The sequence below is a fragment of the Cellulomonas sp. SLBN-39 genome, from assembly GCF_006715865.1.
Lineage (GTDB): Bacteria > Actinomycetota > Actinomycetes > Actinomycetales > Cellulomonadaceae > Cellulomonas.
Window position 1 is genome coordinate 1,467,361 of the sequence record NZ_VFOA01000001.1, and the last position, 17,462, is coordinate 1,484,822.

General features: G+C 73.4%; 22 protein-coding genes. 6 read left to right on the forward strand and 16 right to left on the reverse strand.

The annotated features are described in order from the left end of the window. Positions 1-242: 242 nt before the first annotated feature. Together FBY24_RS06625 and FBY24_RS06630 are read right to left on the reverse strand one after the other, a co-directional pair. Positions 243-416 carry a thiomuracin/GE37468 family thiazolyl RiPP peptide gene (locus FBY24_RS06625; protein ID WP_239072854.1) on the reverse strand — a complete coding sequence of 58 codons (174 nt, stop codon included), beginning with the start codon at positions 414-416 and terminating at the stop codon, positions 243-245. A 361-nt stretch (positions 417-777) separates the two neighbouring features. Further along, on the reverse strand, positions 778-1,629 hold the full coding sequence (locus tag FBY24_RS06630; protein WP_140458193.1) for a HEAT repeat domain-containing protein: 852 nt from the start codon (positions 1,627-1,629) through the stop codon (positions 778-780). A 55-nt stretch (positions 1,630-1,684) separates the two neighbouring features. On the opposite strand from FBY24_RS06630, the gene FBY24_RS06635 reads away from it, so the two are divergent. The 3 genes from FBY24_RS06635 (at position 1,685) to FBY24_RS06645 (ending at position 4,560) form a co-directional block, all read left to right on the forward strand. Further along, positions 1,685-2,440, forward strand: a complete 756-nt coding sequence (locus tag FBY24_RS06635; protein ID WP_160158448.1) for a MerR family transcriptional regulator — start codon at positions 1,685-1,687, stop codon at positions 2,438-2,440. Between the two features lie 231 nt (positions 2,441-2,671). After that, a complete protein-coding gene (locus FBY24_RS06640; protein WP_142159126.1) occupies positions 2,672-3,559 on the forward strand; it encodes an expansin EXLX1 family cellulose-binding protein in 888 nt (295 codons plus the stop codon). Between the two features lie 143 nt (positions 3,560-3,702). Continuing rightward, complete coding sequence (locus FBY24_RS06645) at positions 3,703-4,560, forward strand: NAD(P)-dependent oxidoreductase (RefSeq protein ID WP_142159128.1); 858 nt, start codon at positions 3,703-3,705, stop codon at positions 4,558-4,560. 71 nt (positions 4,561-4,631) lie between these two features. On the opposite strand, the gene idi is transcribed toward FBY24_RS06645, so the two are convergent. From idi to FBY24_RS19415, 3 genes are all read right to left on the reverse strand, one after another. Next, positions 4,632-5,162 carry an isopentenyl-diphosphate Delta-isomerase gene (gene idi, locus FBY24_RS06650; protein WP_142159130.1) on the reverse strand — a complete coding sequence of 177 codons (531 nt, stop codon included), beginning with the start codon at positions 5,160-5,162 and terminating at the stop codon, positions 4,632-4,634. Positions 5,163-5,237: 75 nt separating this feature from the next. Then, positions 5,238-5,468: a hypothetical protein gene (locus FBY24_RS19410; RefSeq protein WP_255432267.1), complete on the reverse strand. Its 231-nt coding sequence runs from the start codon at positions 5,466-5,468 to the stop codon at positions 5,238-5,240. A 23-nt stretch (positions 5,469-5,491) separates the two neighbouring features. After that, complete coding sequence (locus FBY24_RS19415) at positions 5,492-5,680, reverse strand: hypothetical protein (protein ID WP_255432268.1); 189 nt, start codon at positions 5,678-5,680, stop codon at positions 5,492-5,494. Between the two features lie 106 nt (positions 5,681-5,786). On the opposite strand from FBY24_RS19415, the gene FBY24_RS06660 reads away from it, so the two are divergent. Both FBY24_RS06660 and FBY24_RS06665 read left to right on the forward strand, forming a co-directional pair. Beyond that, positions 5,787-6,026, forward strand: coding sequence for a helix-turn-helix domain-containing protein (locus tag FBY24_RS06660; RefSeq protein ID WP_142159132.1), 240 nt, complete (start codon positions 5,787-5,789; stop codon positions 6,024-6,026). Beyond that, entirely contained in the window at positions 6,019-7,257 is a 1,239-nt protein-coding gene (locus FBY24_RS06665) for a type II toxin-antitoxin system HipA family toxin (RefSeq protein WP_142159134.1), read from the forward strand. The genes FBY24_RS06660 and FBY24_RS06665 overlap by 8 nt, the downstream gene beginning before the upstream one ends. 5 nt (positions 7,258-7,262) lie before the next feature. Here the strand turns inward: FBY24_RS06665 and FBY24_RS06670 are convergent, their stop codons facing one another. From FBY24_RS06670 to FBY24_RS06720, 11 genes are all read right to left on the reverse strand, one after another. Beyond that, positions 7,263-7,760, reverse strand: coding sequence for a macro domain-containing protein (locus FBY24_RS06670; RefSeq protein WP_222117214.1), 498 nt, complete (start codon positions 7,758-7,760; stop codon positions 7,263-7,265). Between the two features lie 132 nt (positions 7,761-7,892). Further along, complete coding sequence (locus FBY24_RS06675; protein ID WP_142159139.1) at positions 7,893-9,815, reverse strand: ATP-binding cassette domain-containing protein; 1,923 nt, start codon at positions 9,813-9,815, stop codon at positions 7,893-7,895. Next, complete coding sequence (locus tag FBY24_RS06680) at positions 9,812-11,005, reverse strand: peptidoglycan-binding domain-containing protein (protein ID WP_142159142.1); 1,194 nt, start codon at positions 11,003-11,005, stop codon at positions 9,812-9,814. The genes FBY24_RS06675 and FBY24_RS06680 overlap by 4 nt, the downstream gene beginning before the upstream one ends. Then, positions 11,002-11,895: a hypothetical protein gene (locus FBY24_RS06685; RefSeq protein ID WP_142159144.1), complete on the reverse strand. Its 894-nt coding sequence runs from the start codon at positions 11,893-11,895 to the stop codon at positions 11,002-11,004. The genes FBY24_RS06680 and FBY24_RS06685 overlap by 4 nt, the downstream gene beginning before the upstream one ends. A gap of 69 nt (positions 11,896-11,964) precedes the next feature. Beyond that, positions 11,965-12,459, reverse strand: coding sequence for a peptidase inhibitor family I36 protein (locus FBY24_RS06690; RefSeq protein ID WP_142159149.1), 495 nt, complete (start codon positions 12,457-12,459; stop codon positions 11,965-11,967). A gap of 377 nt (positions 12,460-12,836) precedes the next feature. Further along, the gene (locus tag FBY24_RS19755; protein WP_142159150.1) at positions 12,837-13,070 is read right to left on the reverse strand and encodes a hypothetical protein; all 234 of its coding nucleotides are present in this window, start codon (positions 13,068-13,070) and stop codon (positions 12,837-12,839) included. Positions 13,071-13,129: 59 nt separating this feature from the next. Beyond that, on the reverse strand, positions 13,130-13,387 hold the full coding sequence (locus FBY24_RS06700) for a DUF1905 domain-containing protein (RefSeq protein ID WP_142159152.1): 258 nt from the start codon (positions 13,385-13,387) through the stop codon (positions 13,130-13,132). Positions 13,388-13,491: 104 nt separating this feature from the next. Next, positions 13,492-14,100, reverse strand: coding sequence for a hypothetical protein (locus tag FBY24_RS06705; RefSeq protein ID WP_142159154.1), 609 nt, complete (start codon positions 14,098-14,100; stop codon positions 13,492-13,494). A gap of 115 nt (positions 14,101-14,215) precedes the next feature. Beyond that, complete coding sequence (locus FBY24_RS06710; RefSeq protein ID WP_142159156.1) at positions 14,216-14,617, reverse strand: cupin domain-containing protein; 402 nt, start codon at positions 14,615-14,617, stop codon at positions 14,216-14,218. Positions 14,618-14,642: 25 nt separating this feature from the next. Beyond that, positions 14,643-15,659, reverse strand: coding sequence for a zinc-dependent alcohol dehydrogenase family protein (locus FBY24_RS06715; protein WP_142159158.1), 1,017 nt, complete (start codon positions 15,657-15,659; stop codon positions 14,643-14,645). Between the two features lie 67 nt (positions 15,660-15,726). Next, entirely contained in the window at positions 15,727-16,287 is a 561-nt protein-coding gene (locus FBY24_RS06720; protein ID WP_142159160.1) for a cyclophilin-like fold protein, read from the reverse strand. A 184-nt stretch (positions 16,288-16,471) separates the two neighbouring features. Between FBY24_RS06720 and FBY24_RS06725 the strand changes: the two genes are divergently transcribed. Then, positions 16,472-17,350, forward strand: a complete 879-nt coding sequence (locus FBY24_RS06725) for a helix-turn-helix domain-containing protein (protein ID WP_142159162.1) — start codon at positions 16,472-16,474, stop codon at positions 17,348-17,350. Positions 17,351-17,462: the final 112 nt, after the last annotated feature.

The window sequence follows — 17,462 nt, forward strand, 5'->3', positions numbered from 1 at the left end:
CGGTGCGGGTGTGGGTGAAGCGCAGTTCTTTCAGGGTTCTCGCAGGCAGCGCGGAGAGGCGGACGTCGAACACGGCGTCGTCATCGGGACCGTCACCTGGAAAAGTCTGGCGAGAGTGGGTCGTGCCCATTCCTGAGTTCCTTTCCCGGAGGTCGGTCGGCTCGGTCGGTGCCGGGTCGGTGGGGTGGCCGGGCGCGTCCGCCGGCGACCACCCCACCGGTCGTCTCAGGCGCTCCTGGACGTCAAGCGCTGCTGGACGGCGCCGAGCAGGAGCAGCAGGGGTAGCAGAAGCAGTTCGTCGACGCCCCGACCTCGGTCATGCCGTGGCCGGCGGTCAGGGAGGAGACGTCCATGCTCTGGTCCTCGAGCTCGAAGACGTCCATGGGCAGGTCCCGAAGGGCGTTCTGGTTGCTCACGATTTCTCCTGTCGATCGGTGTCGAGAGCAGTGCGTGCTCGGAGCGGTCCGGAACTGGCCGAGCAATCAAACTGCCCATCGGGTGGAATACCCGACATCAAGGAAGTTGCCGGTCCCGGATGGCTCTGGCAACCTCTTCGGCGCGTCAAGAAAGTGATTGAAGAATGCACAAAAAATACCCTTCGCGAGGGTATGAAAATGGGACCGACCGGATGCTTTCCGATCGGTCTGGCACGGTGGTCGTGACGCGCTCGACGAGACGCGGCGCCGCGGCGCAGGGACGGGCTGTCGACGTCACCCCGGAGCGCCGACAGCTGCGGGACGGGCGTCGGTCCGGCGGCGGCCGCCGCCGGACCGGGCGTCACCCCCCCGCGGCGCGCCGTCGGTCGGCCAGCACCCGCGCTGCGGTGCGCCGTCCACCGGTCTGCCTCAGCCCTGCACGGCGCGCGATCTCACGGACCCGCGGGTCCTGCGTCCGCGTGTCCCGGCTGAGCGCGTCCAGCGCGGCCGGGGTGCCCAGGTCGAGCAAGGCCATCGCCGCCGACACCCGCACCGTCCCGTCCGGGTCGTCGAGCGCCTCGGAGAGCGCGTCGGTCGCACCCTCCGCACCAGGACCCATGAGGCACAGGACCTCGGCGGCGTGGCGACGGTTGTCCGTCGCGCCGCTCGCCAGGACCGCGACCAGCGCGGGCACGGCGACCGCGCCGAAGGACGCGAGGTCACGGGTCACGCCGTTGCGGACGGTGTCGTCGCCGGCCGCCAGGTGGGCCACGACCGCGGGGACTCCCCGGGGGTCCCCGAGACGGGTCAGCGCCCACCGCGCCTTCGCGGCGACGTGCGGGTCGGCGTCGGACGTCAGCGGCAGGATCGCGTCCAGCGTGGCCGGGTCGGCGACCTTGCTCAGGACGTGCAGCGCCCGCTCTCGCGTGCCGGGGTCGGTGCTTGCCAGGGCCTCGAGCAGGAGGGGCGTGGCGCTCCGGACGCGCGTGATCGCCCAGGTGAGCGTCTCCCGGACGAACGGGTCCTGCTCCGACCACAGCCGGGCCACCAGCTCCGGTGCCGCGCCCGGGTGGGCGAGCTCGCCGACCCTCAGAGCGGCGGCCTGACGCACGTCGCGGTCGAGGTGCGTCAGGGCGCCGAGAGCGTCGTCCACCTGGGCGTCGCCGGTGGGCGAGAACGTTGCCGTCATCACGAACGTCTGCTCCGGTTCCATGTCGGGCACACTAAAAGTTGACGTTGCGAGAAGGTCAACGAGGGGGTGCTCGACCGTGCGGTACTCGATCAGCCAGGTCGCCACGATCTCCGGTGTCTCGGCCCGGACCCTGCGGCACTACGACGAGATCGGGCTGCTCGCGCCGCAGGAGGTCTCCGCCAACGGGTACCGCTGGTACGGCCGGAGCCAGCTGCGCGTGCTCCAGCGGATCCTGCTGCTGCGCGACCTCGACGTCCCGCTCCCGCAGATCAAGGCGATCCTCGCAGGGGAGGACGACGAGGCCGCCGCGCTGCGCCGCCACCTCCGGCTCGTCACGGCCGAGCGCGACCGCCTGGACGCGATCGCCGGCACGATCCGCCGGACGCTGGACGATCTCGAGGGACGTCGCAGCCTGCCCGACGGCGAGTTCTTCCGCGGTCTGCAGGAGCGCCGGGCCCAGCTCGCCGCCACCCTGCGGAAGAAGTTCGGCACCGCGCTCCCCGCGCACGACCCGTGGCCGTCCGGCTGGACGAGGGACGACTACCACGAGGCCGAGTCCGAGGCCCGGGACCTCTACAGCCAGCTGTCGCGCGCCCGCCGGGCCGACCTGGACCCGACGTCCTCCGCCGCGCTCGACATCGTGGCGGCGCACTACGAGGCCGTGCGCGCCACGTGGCCGGCGAGCCCCGAGGCGTACCACGCGCTGGCGGACCTCATCGAGTCCGACCCCGCGCAGCGTGTCGTCGTCGGCGGCGACGACCCCGACCTGCCCGCCTGGCTGGCTGCGGGGGTCCGGGCGTACGCGGTGCGTCGCCTGGGCCACCGACCCTGAGCGCGCTGCCCGGCGCACCGCTGCAAGGTCGGTGGGCCGGGCGGTACGGCAGGTCGCTGTCGTCGGCGTGCGCGGCCCGCTCGTCGGGCAGCACCGCCTTGACGGCGGCGACGGACCGCTGCCAGGGTCACGTCCGACCCGGCGGCCGGCCCGCACGGTGTCCCACGCCGAGCGCGAGCCGGACGGCTCGACACCTGCACGGCGCCACCCGTCCGGCACCCGGAGGGCACGATGAACGACGTCCCGGGCGGGCGCATCGCCCGACGCTTCGCGGTCGCGGCCCTCGTGGCGGTGGCGGTCGTCCTCGGGGCGCTGACCGCGTGGTCCCTCGCCGGGCCCGACGAGCGGCCGGGTCGGCCGGCAGCGTCGCGGTCGCCTGCGGCCTCCCCGACCGCGACGACCACCCCGACGCCCATCCGCACGTCCGCACCCACCAGCACCCCGACGCCCGCACCGGCACCGACGCCGACCGCCGCCCCGGAGGCGTCGCCGAGCCCAGCGCCCCCCGCCGCACCGACGACCCTGGGCGACCCGGTCACCGGCGTCGCCACCTACTACACGGCCGCCGGGCCGGCCGGGGCGTGCATGCCCCTGACCTTCCCCGCGAACGGCTACACCGCCGCCGCGGGTCCGGCGCTGTTCGACGAGGGCCGCGGCTGCGGGTCGTGGGTCGAGGTGACGGGCGCCCGCGGGACCGTCCTGGTGAAGGTCGACAACCTCTGCCCCGAGTGCGAGGCGGGCCACCTGGACCTCAGCACCGAGGCGTTCGCCGCCGTCGACGACCCGGCGAAGGGCGTCGTCCCGATCGTCTTCCGGGTGGTGCGCGACCCCCCGGTCGCCGACGGCCTGGCGTTCAAGGTCAAGGACGGGTCCTCGCCGTGGTGGCTGGGGCTGCACGTCGACAACGTGGGCAACGCGGTGGCGTCCGTCGAGGTCGCCGACGGGGAGGGCGCCTTCCGGCCTCTCACCCGGCAGTCGTGGGGGTGGACCCTGGAGAGCAGCCCGGGCGCCGGGCCGTACCGCGTCCGCGTCACCGACGTCCACGGTCGGTCCGCCGTCGCCGACGGACTCACGCTGAGCCCGGGCGTGCTGCAGACGACCACGGTCCGGCTGTACTGACCGCCCCGACCGGCACCGGCGGTCGACCCCTGGGCCCCGGCCGGTGCCCCGCAACGGCACGTGGCCCGGTCACCCGTGGTCTGATGGGGTATGAACCTGCCCGACCACGCCCCCGGCACGCCGTCGCGCGGACGGCTCGGCGCATGACCCGCGTCGTCGTGACCGGCGGGAGCGGCAAGCTCGGACGTGCGGTCGTCGAGCACCTGGCTGCGCACGGGTACGACGTGGTCAACGTCGACACCGCGCTCCCGCCGGACGGTCAGCCGGCGGTGTTCAGCCGGGTCGACCTCACCGACCTGGGCCAGGTGACCGAGGCGCTCACCGGCATCGACGACCGGTGCGACGGCGTCGACGCCGTGGTGCACCTCGCGGCCGTCCCCGCACCGGGTCTGCGCCCGAGCGGCGCGACGTTCGCGAACAACGTCGTCGCGACCCACCACGTGTTCAGCGCCGCCCGCCGCGCGGGCATCAGGAACGTCGTCTGGGCCTCCAGCGAGACCGTCCTCGGTCTGCCCTTCGACACGCCGCCGCCGTACGTCCCGGTCGACGAGGAGTACGCCGTCCGCCCGGAGAGCACCTACTCGCTCGGCAAGGCGGTCGAGGAGGAGATGGCCCGGCACTTCGCGCGCTGGGACCCGGACCTCAAGCTCATCGGCCTGCGGTTCTCGAACGTCATGGAGCCGGGTGACTACGCCGCGTTCCCTGGTTTCGCCGCCGACCCGCGCAGCCGGATCTGGAACCTCTGGGGCTACATCGACGCCCGCGACGGTGCCCTCGCCGTCCGGCTCGCCCTCGAGAGCGACCTGCGCGGGTTCGAGGCGTTCATCATCGCCTCGCCCGACACGGTGCTCGACCGCCCGTCGGCCGAGCTCGTCGCCGAGCACCTCCCCGACGTCCCCGTGACGCGCCCGCTCCAGGGCCGGGAGACGCTCCTGTCGATCGACAAGGCCCGTCGCCTGCTGGGCTACGACCCGCAGCACACCTGGCGCGACGAGGTCTGACCGGGTCCTGCGTCGTCCCCGCTGGGGGGCAGCAGTCTCGGGGTGCAGGGCAGGTCGTCGGCGTCGGCCCCCTATGCCTCCAGGAACCCCGCGATCCGGTCGAACGAGCTCACGAGCCACGGGCTCATCGCGAACGGGGCGCCCTCGACGGCCTGGCGCAGCTGCGCGGGTGTCAGCCAGTGCAGGTCCATCACCTCGTCCGGGTTCGCCACGGGGGCCAGGCCGGTGCGCGCGACGTAGATGGGGCACATCTCGTTCTCGACGATCCCGGACGCGTCCACCGCCCGGTAGCGGAAGTCGGGGTCGACCAGCTCGACCTCGGTGAGGGCGAGCCCCAGCTCGTCGACGCCCCGCCGCCTGACCGCGTCCGCCATCGGCTCGTCCGGGGCGGGGTGCCCGCAGAAGCTGTTCGTCCACACGCCCGGCCACGTGCGTTTGTGCAACGCGCGGCGGGTCACCAGGACGCGCCCGTCGTCGTCGATCACGTGGCACGAGAACGCGAGGTGCAGCGGTGTGGCCGTGGTGTGCACCTCGGCCTTGTTCGCCACGCCGACGTGCCCGCCGGTCTCGTCGAGCAGGACGACCTTCTCCTCAGTGATCACTGATGACGTTCCTCTCCGGGCGACGTGCGCCCAGGTGCTGGTCGAGCGGTGGTCGGGCCGACGGGGTCGTGCGCCTCACGCGGGGGCCGCCCTGAGCAGCCGTCGCACCGCGATCATCGCGCCCGCCAGCACGGCAGGGATGCCGCCGCCAGGATGCACGGACGCGCCCACCCGCCACGGCCAGGGCCGCCACGGGTCGGAGTACGACGGACGGTGGAACGGTCCGCTCAGCCTCGGCGGCCGGGCCGCGCCGTACAGCGCGCGGTGCGGCTCGCCGAGGGTGCCGTAGTACCGCGGGTCGAGCACGACGTGCTCGTCGAGGTGGTCGGTCAGGGGGAGTCGAGGCCGAGGGCGGTCGAGATCCGCTCGACCTCGCGCCGCACGAACGGGTGCTCCAGAGTGTGGTGCCCGCCGTCGGCCGGGGCGGTGAGGAGCAGGCCGACGGAGGACGGCCTGGGAGCGGCGCTGCATGTGCTCGCATCGCTGGAGGTGACGAGCGGACCGCCGGGGCGGGTCATCGGGCACCAGAAGACGGATGACGCGTATTTCGTAGTCACTGTCCTTGACTACCGATAGGTAGTCGATCAGTCTGACTACTCAGACGTAGTCGAGCGGAGGTCCGGCATGGCGGTGCGAGGCAAGGTCACGAGCCCGGAGTCGCTCGGGCGGATCCTCCAGCAGGCGCGGCTGCTCAACGGGTGGAGCCAGCGCGAGCTGGCGGCCCGGATCGGCACGTCGCAGCGCTACATCTGGGAGATCGAGGCCGGCAAGCCGTCGATCTACACCGACCGCCTCTTCGCCGTCCTGCGCGAGACGGGCACCGAGCTGTCTGCGACGATCGAGCCGCGGACCGACCGTGAGTGACCTGGTGGTCGAGCTGTACGGCTCGACGATCGGGTGGCTGACCGGGCGGGGCCCGACCTTCGACTTCGTCACCTCGCCGGACGCGATCGACGAGTTCGGCCTCGACTCCCTCGTGCTCTCCGTCGCGGTGCCGTTCGCCGCCGTGCCTGCCCGGGGCGGGCGGGCGAGGCGTCAGAACTTCTTCCGCGAGCTGCTGCCCGAGGGGCAGATGCTCGTGCGGCTCGCGCAGCAGGCCGGCGTGCCGCTGTACGACGTCGTCGGGATGCTCCGCGCGTACGGTCGGGACGTCGCGGGAGCGCTGCAGATCCGGGACCCCGAGGCCCCCGGCGAGCCGCGGACCCCCGCACTCGAGCCGCTCTCGCAGGTGGAGGTCGGTGCGCTGCTGACGGACGTCGCGTCGTACCCGCTGGCCAACAAGCCGCCCACGGGCGCGTCGACGCTCGCCGGCGTGCAGGACAAGATCCTCCTGGTCCGCACGGCAGAGGGGTGGGCGCGCGCCCTCGACGGCTACCCCTCGACGCACATCCTCAAGCCCGTCTCGCGGGACCACCCGACGATCATCTACGACGAGGAGTACGGGGCCCGGCTGGCCCGCGCGCTCGGGCTCACGTCCTTCGCCACGACGATCACCGAGTTCGACGGCGTCCCGGCGCTCGTCGTCGAACGCTACGACCGTGAGGTGGCCGCCGACGGGCCGCCGCGACGGATCCATCAGGAGGACCTCAACCAGGCGCTCGGCCTGCAGGGCGACCAGAAGTACCAGCGGTACGGCGGCAAGGCGTCCCTGGCGCGGGTGGCCCACCAGCTCACCGTGCTCGGCGACCGCGCGGCCGTGCGCCGTCTGGCGCGCATGACGGTGCTCGCTGTCGCCACCGGCAACCTCGACATGCACGCCAAGAACCTGGCACTCGTCCACCGGCGCGACGGGACGGTCGACCTCGCACCCGCCTACGACGTCGTCCCCCAGACGCACCTGCCGAACGACGGCGAGCTCGCGCTCGCGGTCGACCGGACCTACCGCCACGCTGCAGTCACACGGGCGAACCTCGCCGCGGAGATCGGCGCGTGGGGCGTGCGTGACGCCGACGACCTCGTGGAAGCCACGCTCGACGAGATGCGCGACGCCGTCGCCCGCGAGGCGCCGCACCCGCGCGCCCACCCGGCCCTGCGTGACGACATCGCGCGCTTCGTCTCGAACCTCCTCGAAGGGCACGAGGCGGGACGCGGGTAGAGCGGCTACCGCGCCAACGCCCGTTCCCAGAAGCGGGCGGTCTTCAGGTCGAGCGCGACGAGCAGGCAGCGTCGGACGGTCGTGGTGGCCGATCGCAGCGCCCGGACGCTGACGTCGCAGGCCTGCATCCGCGGGTACTGGAACGCGCCGGTCGACAGCGACGGGAACGCGATGGACTCGGCGCCGACCTGGTCCGCGAGCGCCAGGCTCGCGCGGTACGCGCCGGCGAGCAGCTCCGCGGCGGGTTCGTCGACGCCGTACCGCGGGCCGACGGCATGGACGACGTGGCGCACCGGCGGCGGGAACCGGAACGCGGGCGTGATGACCGCGCCACCCACCGGGCACGGCGCCAACGGGCGCAGCGCCTTGAGCAGCTCGGGCCCCGCGACCCGGTGGACGGCGCCGTCGACACCACCCCCGCCGATGAGCGGGCTGTTCGCCGCGGTGACGACGACGTCGACCTCGACGCTGGTGATGTCCGCCTGCACGACCTCGATCTCCACGACGACACTCTGCCGGTCCCGCACAGGTCCGCGCGCCGACCGTCGAGGGCGATCGTCAGGTGGCACGGCTGAGTGCCAGGTCGAGCCCACGCGGGGCGTCGACGACCGACTCCGGGGCGCGGGACCAACCGATCAGCTACGGAGGGCCTCGCTGGGTTGGATGCGGCGCGCGCGGACGGATGCGGCGACGCCGCCGATCATGCCGACGGCGACCCCGCCGAGCAGGGCGAGGGGGATGTGTCCGACGTCGAGAACGGGCGTCCAGCGGCGGGCGATCGTGATGGCGAGGAGGGCGAGGACACCGATGGCCGCGCCCGCGGCGCCGCCGGTCGCTCCGACCAGCGCTGCCTCGGTCATCACGAGCGAGCTGACGTCGCGGGCGCGGGCGCCGATCGCTCGGCGCATGCCGAACTCGCGCGAGCGTTCGAGCACCGACATGGTCATGGTGCTGGTCAGGGACACGACTGCGGCGAGGATCGCGACACCCGTCAGGACGAGCAGGATGGTGCGGACGTCGCTCTCGACCTCGCCGCGCAGGGTCGCGGGGTCGGGCGGGACGGTGAGGACGAACGAGTCCGGGGCCTGGGGGCGAAGCACGAGCGGCGCCTGCTGGGCGACCTGGCGGGCGGCGCCGGTGGCCGTCACGAGGTAGACGTCCTGGGTGCCGGCGCGGCGGATGCCGGTGGCGACGTCGGCGGTGGTGATCACCGACTGGGCGACGTTGGTGACGCGGATCCCCAGGTCGACGATGCCGCGCACGACGTACGAGCGACCGTCGATGACGACGGCGGGCCGGGCGTCGAGGGGGCCGAGGTCGAGGGCGTCGGCCACGGTCTGCCCGAGGAGCACCTCGTCGTCGCGCAGCGCCGTCGGGGCCCCGCCCGCCCAGCGGACGTCGAGCTCGGCGGCCTGGGCGATGTCGGGCGTCGCCCCCATGAGGAACACGGAGATGCCGGTGGTCAGGCCGCCGGGCAGGGCGACGTCGACGGAGTCGTGGTGCGTGAGCAGCGCGGCGTGGTCGACGCCGGGCAGGTCCTGGAGCGCGGCGAGCGCGTCGGGCGGTACGCCCTCGGCGGTGCCGTCCGTGACGACCGGCATGCCGGCCGCGGGGTCCGGAACCTCGAGGGTGAGGGTCACCGCGCGGTTGACCCGGGCGTCGAAACGCTCGGAGACCTGTGCCTGCGCCGATCCGGCGAGCCCGACGGTCGTCAGGGCGAGTGCGACGCCGACGGCGACCGACGAGGCGAGGGCCGCCGTGCGTCCCGGGCGGGAGGTGAGCGACGCGAGTGCGTCGCGGGCGATCGAGAGCGGCGACAGACCACGCCGCGGGGCCTGGGTCGTGACCGGCTCGGGCGTCTTCCGGGGTGGGGTCGTCGGGGCGGCACCAGGCCCGGAGACGATGAGCCCGTCGCGGACCAGCACCCGCCGGGGGGCGCCGGCGGCGATCTCGGGGGAGTGCGTCACCAGCACGACCGTCGTCCCGGCCTGGTGCAGCTCGCGCAGGAGCCCCAGGATCGTCTGGCTGGTCTCGGTGTCGAGGTTGCCGGTGGGCTCGTCGGCGACGATGACACCCGATCCGACGGAGAGCGCGCGCGCGATCGCCACCCGCTGGCGCTGCCCGCCGGACAGCTCGCTCGCCCGGCGGTGCGCGGTGCTCGCCAGTCCGACACGGTCGAGGGCTGCCAGGGCGCGCTCGCGCCGGACGTCGGCCGGCACGCCCGCGTAGTACATGCCGAGCTCGACGTTGTCGACGACCGTGCGGTGGTCCATCAGGTGGAAGCCCTGGAAGACGAACCCGAAGATCTCCCCGCGCAGCCGTGCCCGGTCGCGCTCGTCGAGGTCGGCGGTGTCCTGCCCGTCGATGAGGTAGCGCCCGCCGGTGGGCGCGTCGAGCAGGGCCAGCACGTTGAGCAGCGTCGACTTGCCGCTGCCGGAGGGGCCCTCGACGACCACGAAGTCCCCCGGCGAGATCGTCAGGTCGATCCCGCGCAGCGCGTGCACGGGCTCCGCGCCGGGGTAGGTCTTGGTGATGCCGAGGAGCGTGAAGGTCGTCAACCGACCTTCACCTGGTCCCCTGCGGAGAGGGTGCCCGCGGTCACGGGCTCCACGGCGCTCGTGCCCCCGAGCCTGCCGGTCTCGCGGACCTCGACGTCGACGAACGTGCCGTCGTCCTCCTGGCGCAGGACGGTTGCCGTGCCGTCCGCGTGCAGGGTCACGGCGCGGGCCGGGACGCGCAGGGCCTCCTCGGCGACGGACGTGACGGTGATCGTGGTCAGCACGTTGGTGCCGAGCCACGCCGCGTCGATGGGCCCGGTGCTGAGGGTGATCTCGACCTCGGGCGCCTGGTCGGCGCCGGTCGGTGGTGCGGGGATCGGTCCGAGCGTGCCGTCGACGAGCGTGCCGTCGCCGCCCACGAGGGTCACGGCCATCCCTTCCGTGAGTACCGGCAGGACGGAGACGGCGACCTTGGCCTTGGCGACGATCGCGCCTTCGCCGACGGTGAGCGTGGCGTTGTCCGCGGTCAGCACCGTGCCGAGCCCGGGTGTTGCGCTGACGACGCCGGGCAGGGATCCGACGACGACGAGCTCGCTGCGCGGGACGACGACGAGCGTCTTCGGCGCCACGGGTGCGGCCGGTGCGGCCTCCCCCTCCGTGGCGGCCGCACTGTCCGTCTCGGTCGTCGCGGGGGGCGCATCGGCGGACGCCTCGCCCTCCCGCTCCAGCGGCTCGTACCCGGCGGCCCGGTAGAGCTCGCGCACGGCCCGCGCGGTCTGCGGCCCGAACGGCCCGATGCCCCCGGTGGAGAACCCCCGGCTGACCAGGAAGCGCTGCAGCTGCTCGACGTCGGGCCCGGTGTCGCCCTCGACCATGTCGCGGTAGTAGGGGAACGCACCTGTCGTCGCGATGACCGGGCGGCCGTTCACCTCGAGGGCCGACGCTCCTGCCGTGAGCTCGGACCCGGGCGGGACGCTGACCTCGGTGACCACGCTCTGCGGGTCGGCGCCCAGCGTGATGCCGACGGTCGTCGCTGACGCGCGCACGACGTCCGACCGTGCGGTGATCTGCTCGGACAGCTCCCCGAGCGTCACCGCGGCGAGGACGTCGCCCGGCGGCGGCGGGGCCGCGTTCGCGGCCACCTGCGCGGGCGACTGCAGCGTGGTCGCCGCCCACCACCCGCCGCCGAGCGCGCCGACGACCACGACCGCGACCACGAGCGCGGTCGTCCCGCGTCGACGTGCCCTCATCCCAGACCGGCCTCGCGCATGACCTCGTCGACCCGGGCGAGGTAAGCCGTCTTCTCTTCCAGCAACCTGGCGAGCGCGTCCTCGTTGTCCTCGACGATGCTCACCTGCCGGCTCCACTCGGCCTCGTAGAGAGCGTCGGCGTAACCGGAGCTCTCCTGGCACTCGGCGTCGAACGTGGCGATCCGGATCTCCTCAGCCTGCTGCTCCGGCGTCTGGGACTCCTCCATGCCGTCGGTGACCCATCCGAACGTCGCGGCCATGGCGTCGGTGGGCATCCCGCCGTCGTCGCTGTTGGGGCTGGAGGGGAGGTCGCTGAACCCGAGCGGCTGCATGCACCGGACCCACTCCTGCGCAGCCGCCACGACCTCCGGCGCACTCTTGGCGCCCGTCCATGCGGACATCCCTATGCTTGCTACGGTGCTGTCGATCCTGGCCCAGTCCTCGGGCAGCACCTCGCGCGCCTGCGCCGTGCAGGCACTGAACTGCTCGTGCTGCTCGGGCGACCAGGTCATCGCGTCGGCCTGCGCCGCTCGGATCTTGTCGACGTCCGGATCGGGCGCGCTCCCGTACCCCCACTGCGCAGCGGTCTCGGTGTTGAAGAGGCTGCGCTCGCTCGCACTCATGGTCGGGGAGCTCCGCGTGACGTCGACGTCGGGCCTGTCGTAGGCGAATCCGTTCTCACGCATGCACGGCTCGACCAGCACGTGAGTGACGTAGCCGTACTTTCCCGGGATCGTGTAGGTGTCGAGAGGCATGGACCACTGCATCCGGTTCTTCTCGACCCCGGTGCCCGCAGTCGCGGCGCTGCTGCCGGTCTCCGAGCTGTCTACGGGCCCGTCGGTGACCGTGCAGCCAGACAGGGTCGCAGCAAAGATGACCGCACCGGTCACGGCTCGGACCGACACTAATGATCTCATTCACCATCTCCTGGTGGAAATTTTCAGCGTTTCGGCCGGTGACTACTCGCAGTCGGTGTCGAACGATGCGAACCTGGCCGACGAGATCTTGTCGTTGAAATTCGCCGGAGCGTTCCCCGACGAGTCGCCCAGGTTCCCGTCGCCCGATCCATAAGGAAGCGGGAAGAAGAGGCCGCGGTACCGCGCATCTACGTAGTAGTAGGCCGGGTCATGCTGTCCCTTGTTGGAGACCGAGCTTGCACGGTCGTTGGCGGCCGAGCTCGTACCTGACCAGGTGGCGGTCTCGAGATCGCGGTAGCACTGATAGAACCTGACCAGCCGGTTCTCGACCGAGTCGGTGCGGTAGCCGGTGTCGCCCCAGAAGCACGAGTATCCCGACGGGCAGTCTGCCGTTGCTGCTGATGCTGGCGTTGCGAGACCCGTGGTGCCCAGTACGAGAATTGCCGCCGTCATGCCCGAGGCGAGCGTTCGGCGCAGGGTGCGACCAGTGTGACTTGCGGGGAAGCTCATCGTTTTTCCCGTCATCTCGAGCGTCACGCTCATTCGTGAGCGGGTCAACATCGTGTCTCACCAAGGCACCTCCCGGGGGGGGTTGAAGTGTGATGTGGGTCACCTCCAGAGGCCATTCCCGCGGGTGTGATGCAGGGCCTGTTCACCTGACGACGTTCTGCCGCCTGGACGGGCCCGGCCTGCTCGTGCTCGCCCAGGACCTGCGCTCGGATCGGGCGGTGTCTGCTGGCCAGGTTGTCGATGACCCGGCCGGGCTCGACCGGTGGTGCCGACAGTGCAGTTGCGAGGGCCGCGCGCGCGACAACGCGACGCGGCCACTGGTGCACGAGCGTTGGGCTGGCGGCCTACGACGTCCAAGGTCACGATCCGCCGCTACCAGTGCTTGCTCGCCGTCGCGTCAGGCGTCAAGACGCCTCTCGTGCCGCAGGGCCGCGCGCCAAGCTGTCCCGAACCCGCCGCGGTGGACACTGGTCGGGTTCGTCTCTCGGCATCTGACGGTCGCCCGCTTCGCCCAGGCACTTGCCGTCTGGGACCGCCAGCGACAGCAGGTCCGCTGCGGGTTCGTCGACGCCGTACCGCGGTCCGACGACGTCCACCTCGACGCTGGTGATGTCCGCCTGCACGACCTGGATCTCCACAGCGACACCCTGCCCGTCGAGGAGCGGTCCCGTCCGCCTGAGGGTGACGGGCGGGTCGGTCAGGCGGGAGTGTCGAGGGTGAGGTCGACCTCGACCTCGTCGCCCGCGGCGATCCCGGACTCCTTGCGACGGTCGCTGCTCAGGGGCAGGAGGCGGCGGCCGTCACGGGTGCCGACGGTGGTGCGGTAGGTGAAGGAGCCGATGGTGACGACGACCTTGGGTCGACCGCCACCACCGAGGGCCTGCATGACCTCCTCGGGCACGGGGATGCCCGTGGTGGTACCGCCGGTGGCCAGCACGGTCGTGCGGTAGATCATGGGTCCTCCCGGTCCGTGACTGGTGCGATCGTCGCACCGTGGCGGTCCCCTTGTCTCGTCCTGGCGGGCCGCGAGGACGCCGTCGGGTGCTGGCCCCGCCGGGATCACCCGCCGGGGCAGTCCCCGCTGGTGCCGAAGCAGACGCCCGGCTCCTCGATCGGCATCGGGACGTCGTCCGTCAGCGTCGGGATCCCCTCGACCAGCCGGTCGGCCTCTCGCTCCCCGCGGACCGGCACGACGTCGTCGGGGCACCCGACCTGCTGGGTCGTCACGGTCCCGCGTGCTCCGACGTCGCCGTCGGCGTCACCCGCGGTGGCGGTGACCTCCAGGCATGCGCCGAGGACCTCGTCGCCGTAGGAGCCGTCGGCGTCGACCTCCTCCATCGCGATCGGCGCGACGAGGTGGATCGTCCCGTCGTCGTCGGCCCAGACGTCGTGCGGCTCGACGCCGATCTCGGCCCGGAGGTCCTGGACGACCGTCGCGACGGAACCCTGGGGGTCGCGCGACCGGACCGTCAGCATGCTCCGCTGGACGCCGTGCACGACGGCGAGGAGCTGCAACCCGCCCTGGTCCTCCACGCTGCCGGCGGCCTGGCCGCCGCTGCTGGCGCCCTGCGCCGACGTGCCGGGCTCCTGCTCCGCGCAGCCGGCGACCAGGCCGCCGGTCAGCACGAGCCCGAACATCAGCGTGACGGGCACCGTCGTCCGTGCCACAGGTCCCCCCTGGTCGCCACGGCGCTCGCGGGTGCGAAGCCCTGTGGTCGGGCGACCGTACCGCGGACCCGCCGACCGGGGAGGCCGTTCGGCCCCAGGGCCGCACGCCACGTGGTCAGATCGTCGCGGTGCCGTACTCCGCGTCCGTCACGTGCTCGAGCCAGGTGACGACCTGCCCGTCGGCGTCGGCCTGGTGCAGGGCGACGTGCCCCATGAAGCGGTCGGGGGCGGCGCCGTGCCAGTGCTCCTCGCCGGGCTCGACGACCACGACGTCGCCGGGGCGGATCTCGACGGGCCCGGCCCCGCGGCGGGCGACGAGACCCACGCCGTCGGTCACGTAGAGGGTCTGCCCGAGCGGGTGGGAGTGCCAGGCGGTGCGGGCGCCGGGGGAGAAGCGCACGTGCGCGCAGCCGACGGCGGTCTGCTCGTCGGGGGTGCGGACCGTGTCGACGAGCACGTCGCCGGTGAACCAGTCGGCGGGGCCGCGGGCGGTCTGCCCGTCACGGGTGATCTTCACGGGGTCTCCTCGGGTGTCGGTCGGGTCAGGGCTGCAGCAGGACCTTGATCGCGCGGCGCTCGTCCATGGCCCGGTACGCCTCGGCGGCGTCGGCGAGGGGGAGCGTGAGGTCGAAGACCTTGCCGGGGTCGATCTGCCGGGTCCAGATGAGGTCGACGAGCTGGGGCAGGAACCGGCGGACGGGGGCGGGGCCGCCGTGCAGGTGGACGTGCGAGAAGAACAGCTCGTCGCCGGGCAGCGCGACGTCGTGCGCGACGCCCACGTAGCCGACGTGCCCGCCGGGGCGGGTCGCGCGGATCGCCTGCATCATCGACTCCTGCGTGCCGACGGCCTCGATGGTGCTGTGCGCGCCGAGCCCGCCGGTGAGCTCCTTGATCCGCGCGACGCCCTCGTCGCCGCGCTCGGCGACGACGTCGGTCGCGCCGAAGTCGCGGGCCAGGGCCTGCCGGTCGGCGTGCCGGCTCATCGCGATGATCCGCTCGGCGCCCAGCTGCCGGGCCGCCAGCACGCCGAGGAGGCCCACGGCGCCGTCGCCGACCACGGCGACGGTCTTGCCCGGTCCCGCCTCGGCGGCGACGGCGGCGAACCAGCCGGTGCCGAGCACGTCCGACGCGGCCAGCAGCGAGGGGATCAGGTCGGGGTCGGGTGTGCCGGGGGTGGCGACGAGCGTGCCGTCGGCCAGCGGCACGCGCATGAGCTCGGCCTGGGACCCGCCGACGAAGTCACGGTGCACGCACGACGTCTGGTACCCGGCGCGGCACGTCTCGCACGTGTTGTCGGACGCGAAGAACGAGCCGACGACGAAGTCGCCGACCTGCACGGTGCGCACGTCCGCGCCGATCTCCTCGACGACACCGACGTACTCGTGGCCCATCGGCCGGGGCTCGGCGAGCCGCTCGATCCCGCGGTAGGGCCACAGGTCCGACCCGCACACGCAGGCCGCGGCGAGGCGGATCACAGCGTCGGTGGGCTTCTGGATCGTCGGGCGGGGCAGCTCCTCGACGCGGACGTCGCCGGGGGCGTGCAGGACGGTGCCGAGCATGGGTTCTCCTGGTGTCGTCCCGCGGGCCCGGGGGCGGGCGCGCGGCGGGGTGGGGTGGTGGCGCCCGTCAGGGGGCGCGGTCGATCGTGACGGGGGTGCCGTCGGGCAGGTCGACGAGCGCGTCGACGCTGCCGTCGACCTGCCCGAGGACGGCGATGCCGGGGTAGTACCCGACGTCGGCGTAGTAGAGGACGACCCCGTCGGACGGCGCGTAGTAGCCGATGGTGCCGACGTCGGGGTCCGCGCCCTCGGGCATCTGCTCCATGGTCAGCGGCCGGGGCGGGCTGCCGATCTTCTCCTGCCCGCCGAAGTCGTCCATGGTGATCGTCACGGGGAGCTGGTCGAGCAGGGAGCGGGCGGCGGGGTTGTCGTCCAGGTGCGCGTCCAGCCGCAGGCCCTCGGCGACGATGACGATGCGGGTGCTGCCCACGGTGTCCTCCGGGGTCGTCGGGGTGGGGGCGGGCGGCGTGGCGGGCTGCGTCGCGGGCGCGCCGGTCGGGCCGTCGTCAGCCGTCGTCGGTGCCGTCGGCCCGGGCGCGCAGCCCGCGCCGGACACCAGGGCGGCGACCAGCACGGCCGCCGCCCGGACGGGTCGGCTCCTGCGGGTCGGGCTCTGCGCGTCGTGCACGGCTGCTCCTCGCTGCGGTCGGGTCCCCTCGATCGTGCTGCCGCCGGCCCCGCTCCCGCCAGCCGGGTGCGGGGCCCTGTCGGACCCCCCTCTGCCGCGGCCCCGGCACCTGCGCCCGTCGGTCGCAGCGGGGGGTCTGGCGCACCCCTGTCTGCCCGGGCGTCGCGTGCCTACGCTCGAGGGCATGGACCCCCGCGACGAGCTGCGCGACCTGCTCATCAGCCGGCGCGCGCGCCTGACCCCGGAGCAGGCGGGCATCACCAGCGTCGGTGCGCGGCGGGTGCCCGGGCTGCGCCGGGAGGAGGTTGCGATGCTCGCCGGCGTCTCCACGGACTACTACACGCGGCTCGAGAAGGGGAAGGTCGGCAACCCGTCGGAGTCCGTGCTCGAGGCGGTCTCGCGGGCCCTGGGGCTGGACGAGGCCGAGCACACCCACCTGCTGGACCTGGTCCGTGCCGTCACCCGGGCCCGCCCCGCCGCCCCGCGCACCCGCCCCGGCGGCCCGGCCCCGCGTCCGAGCCTGCAGTGGATGGTCGACGCGATGACGGAGGCCGTGGCCTTCGTCGGGAGCCCCTTCCTCGACGTCGTCGCGATGAACCACCTGGCCCGTGCGCTGTACTCGCCCATGCTCGACAGCGCGGGCGACCGCCGCCCGAACTTCGCGCGGTTCGCGTTCCTCGACCCCGCCGCGCGGGACTTCTACCCGGACTGGGACGGTGCCGCACGCGTCTCGGTCGCCCTGCTGCGCATGGCCGCGGGCCAGCACCCGCGCAGCCGCGCGCTCTCAGGCCTGGTCGGCGAGCTGTCCACCCGGAGCGAGGACTTCCGGGGGCTGTGGGCGGCCCACGAGGTCCGCCTGCACCACGCCGGGACCAAGGTGTTCCACCACCCCGTGGTCGGGGACGTCGAGCTCAGCTACCACCAGCTCGACCTGCCCAGCGACCCCGGGCACGCGCTGACCGTCTACAACGCCGTCCCCGGCACGGCGTCCGCCGACGCCCTGCGCCTGCTGTCCGCGTGGGCCGCGACCCGCGACGTCGCCGAGGTCCACGGGACCGCCTGACCCTGGGTGACCTCACAACGGCGCTCGACCGTGCCGCACCGGCGCAGGCTCCCTGTCGAACGCGCGCGCCGCGGGGGGCGTGGACTCCTCCGACCAGGAACGACCATCGGGG

Excerpts from the sequence above, each read along its gene's own strand:
- FBY24_RS06680 (WP_142159142.1), bottom strand. The coding sequence starts at position 11,005 with ATGAGGGCACGTCGACGCGGGACGACCGCGCTCGTGGTCGCGGTCGTG.
- FBY24_RS06645 (WP_142159128.1), top strand. The coding sequence starts at position 3,703 with ATGACCCGCGTCGTCGTGACCGGCGGGAGCGGCAAGCTCGGACGTGCG.
- FBY24_RS06630 (WP_140458193.1), bottom strand. The coding sequence starts at position 1,629 with ATGGAACCGGAGCAGACGTTCGTGATGACGGCAACGTTCTCGCCCACC.
- FBY24_RS06640 (WP_142159126.1), top strand. The coding sequence starts at position 2,672 with ATGAACGACGTCCCGGGCGGGCGCATCGCCCGACGCTTCGCGGTCGCG.
- FBY24_RS06725 (WP_142159162.1), top strand. The coding sequence starts at position 16,472 with ATGGACCCCCGCGACGAGCTGCGCGACCTGCTCATCAGCCGGCGCGCG.
- FBY24_RS06660 (WP_142159132.1), top strand. The coding sequence starts at position 5,787 with ATGGCGGTGCGAGGCAAGGTCACGAGCCCGGAGTCGCTCGGGCGGATC.
- FBY24_RS19415 (WP_255432268.1), bottom strand. The coding sequence starts at position 5,680 with ATGACCCGCCCCGGCGGTCCGCTCGTCACCTCCAGCGATGCGAGCACA.
- FBY24_RS06715 (WP_142159158.1), bottom strand. The coding sequence starts at position 15,659 with ATGCTCGGCACCGTCCTGCACGCCCCCGGCGACGTCCGCGTCGAGGAG.
- FBY24_RS06700 (WP_142159152.1), bottom strand. The coding sequence starts at position 13,387 with ATGATCTACCGCACGACCGTGCTGGCCACCGGCGGTACCACCACGGGC.